The sequence below is a fragment of the Parafannyhessea sp. genome (genome assembly GCF_051876455.1).
Classification (GTDB): Bacteria; Actinomycetota; Coriobacteriia; order Coriobacteriales; family Atopobiaceae; genus Parafannyhessea.
Genome location: NZ_JBJEHW010000109.1, coordinates 1 through 2,938, shown reverse-complemented (window position 1 = coordinate 2,938; position 2,938 = coordinate 1). Strand labels below are relative to the sequence as shown.

Here is a 2,938-nt window from a genome sequence, read left to right as displayed (position 1 = left end):
CTGTACCGCGAGCAGCAGGTCCGCTACGAGGCCCTGCTCCAGCAGGCCAGGAGCGAAACGGCGAGTGGGCACCCGGCGACAGCCAGGCGGCAGCAGGGTCCCGCCCACTCCCCGCTGTCGGGAACGCTCCGTCCCACCGAACAGCCGCGCAAGAGCTGGTGACGGGCGAGAAGGACACGTCCGTGGCCGGTGCGCCTACGTGGGCAGAAGGCCCGCTGCCCGACCTCGCCGGGGCGCCCGAGGCGGCGGTCATCCGCCGCAGGAAGGCGCGCGCAAACGCGGGGGCGACCGTACGGGGCGCGGTGGCGAGGCTCCTGCTCGTGGTCGTGGCGCTGACGCTCGTGTTCCGCTTCGCCTTTGGCATCGCCCGGGTCTCCGGAAGCGGCATGAGGCCGACGGCGGGCGACGGCGACCTGGCACTCTTCGCCAGGTTCGACCGCAGCCTCAAGTCGGACGACGTCGTGACGTACGAGGCGGACGGCAAGCTCCAACTGGGCAGGGTCGTGGCCCAGGCGGGGGACACCGTCGAGGTGACGTCGGACGGCAAGCTCCTGGTCAACGGGAGCGAGCAGCCCGAGAAGTTCGGGCAGAGCACGACCCCAGGCTCCGGCGTGAGCTACCCGCTCAAGCTGAAGGATGGGCAGTACTTCGTCCTGGGGGACGGGCGCTCCACCGTCACGGACTCCAGGGTGCTGGGACCGATAGGCTCCACCGAGGTCGAGGGGAAGGTAGTCGCCATCCTCAGGCTTCGTCAGATATAGGCAAGGATCCGACACGTAAGGCTTCCTGTGGGAAGACGGCGGGGAGGACGCTGGGAGGCACTTCTCGTCAGACAGAAAGGAACTGCGCATGAAGAAGATCAACCTCAAGTCCGGAGCGATGGCGGCAGTGCTCGCAGGCACCATGGCACTCTCGATGGTCCCCGCGACCGCGTTCGCGACCGTCCTGCCTCCGTCGGCAACCGTGAGCAGCGACGCCGCTGCCGTGACCAAGGACTGGACCGTCGCCTCCGAGGCCCAGTACAGCGCCAGCCAGGCCTTCAAGTTCGACCTCACGTACGTTGGGGCCGAGAGCGGCGGCTACTCCGGCAGCCAGAGCCTGACCTACAACAACGCGACGCCTGCGACGGGCACCGTGCTCAAGACCGTCGAGGTCAGCAACCTGGCCAAGAAGAGCGGCCTCACCTACGAGGGCACCATCTCGCAGTCCGACCTGTTCTCCGGCTTCAAGTTCGACACCCCGGGCATCTACCACTTCCAGCTCTCCGAGCAGGCGAGCGACAACAAGAACGTCGTGACCGACACTCAGACCTACGACGTGTACGTGAACGTCGCCTGGGCAGACGGGTCCGTCGAGCAGCCCGAGGTCAAGAGCGTCGTCTTCAAGAAGGCCTCCGGATCAAAGACCGACTCCGCCGAGTTCGACAACACCGCGAAGGACAACCACAAGCTCACGATCTCCAAGAAGGTCGCCGGTACCGCCGCCAACACCGATGACGAGTTCACCTTCTCGCTCACCGTCAACAACGCGACGGGCACCTACAACGTCGTGAAGGATGGCGAGACCACCACGCTCGAGGCGGGCAAGGCCTACACCTTCACGCTCAAGCACAACGAGCGGATCGAGGTCCAGAACCTCCCCGAGGGTGCCACCTACACCGTGACCGAGACCGACACCAAGGGCTACGACTCCACCGACGTCGCGGACGAGGACGACACCACCGCGGCGACCGTGGCGAATGGCGAGGGCACCCCGACCGGCAAGGGCACCATCGCGACCGAGGACGACACCGTCGACTTCACCAACAACAAGGGCTTCGCACCGCAGACCGGCATCACGATGAACATGCTCCCGGGCATCGCAATCGCGGTCGTCGCGGTCGCGGGTGGCGCGACGCTGGTCATCCGTCGCCGCAACCACGCCGGCCAGGACTTCTAGGGTCCTAGGGACGCATGGGCTCACGTAGGGACAGCTTCGGCACCTTTGGCAGCGGGTCGCTCGCCCCGTGCGAGCGGGCGGCCCGCCGTGTGGAGCGGGCCGTCACCGTCGTGCTGGCGGTCGTGTTCGTCCTCATGGGCGCCACGGCGGCGTACGCGCTGTGGGACCAGCAGCAGGTGCTGAGCGGCACCGACACGAGCCAGTACAAGCCGGGAGTCGGCTTTGGCGAGCTCATGAAGAGGAATCCGGACGTCTGCGCGTGGATCACGGTCGACGGCACGAGCGTCGACTACCCCATCGTGCAGGGCAAGGACAACTTCGAGTACCTGGAGAAGGACGCCCTGGGCGAGTTCAGCGCGTCCGGCAGCGTCTTTCTGGACTCTGCCTGCAGCAGGAACTTTGACGAGCCGTACGAGGTCGTCTTCGGACACCACATGGACGAGGGGAAGATGTTCGGGGACCTGGACAAGTTCCTGAGCGAGAGCTTCTTCAAGAAGCACAAGAGCGCGACGCTGTACCTGCCAAGGCAGACGCTCGAGCTGGAGGTCGTCGCGGTCATACAGGCCGACGCGTACGACGGCACGATCTTCTCCACCCCCGCGGACTCCGCGAGGCTGCAGGAGGTCGAGGCGAGGCTCCAGAAGGATGCGAAGCACCTGAGGAAGGGCTCGCTCGGCAAGGGGTCGCCCGCGACGGACGGGTCTGGAAAGACGGGGCAGGACCAGATCATCGCGCTCTCGACCTGCGCTGACGACGGCGCCAACGCGCGCACCATCGTGATGTGCAGGGTCGTGAGCAGGACCGCGGAGGACAACTCCAAGGTTGGCAAGTAGCAAGATCGTAGGCGGCAGACGCCGCCGTGCAGTACAAACGTAGCAGCTGGGCGGCCACGCCGCCGGATAGAAGGGCAAGCGGGACATGACCAAGAGAATTGACAAGTGCAAGGGGCTCGGCCTTGTGGCCGTCGCACTGGGCCTGTGCCTGGCGCTCCTGGGCGTGG

3 protein-coding genes are annotated in these 2,938 nt (G+C 66.4%); all 3 read left to right on the top strand.

Going from position 1 to position 2,938, the window contains the following annotated elements; translation table 11 throughout:
- Window positions 1-158 precede the first annotated feature (158 nt).
- A complete protein-coding gene (lepB, locus tag ACI38Z_RS05025; RefSeq protein WP_439789096.1) occupies window positions 159-761 on the top strand; it encodes a signal peptidase I in 603 nt (200 codons plus the stop codon).
- An 88-nt stretch (window positions 762-849) separates the two neighbouring features.
- Window positions 850-1,938, top strand: a complete 1,089-nt coding sequence (locus tag ACI38Z_RS05020) for a DUF7601 domain-containing protein (protein WP_439789095.1) — start codon at window positions 850-852, stop codon at window positions 1,936-1,938.
- Between the two features lie 14 nt (window positions 1,939-1,952).
- The gene (locus ACI38Z_RS05015; RefSeq protein ID WP_439789094.1) at window positions 1,953-2,771 is read left to right on the top strand and encodes a class B sortase; all 819 of its coding nucleotides are present in this window, start codon (window positions 1,953-1,955) and stop codon (window positions 2,769-2,771) included.
- Window positions 2,772-2,938 lie beyond the last annotated feature (167 nt).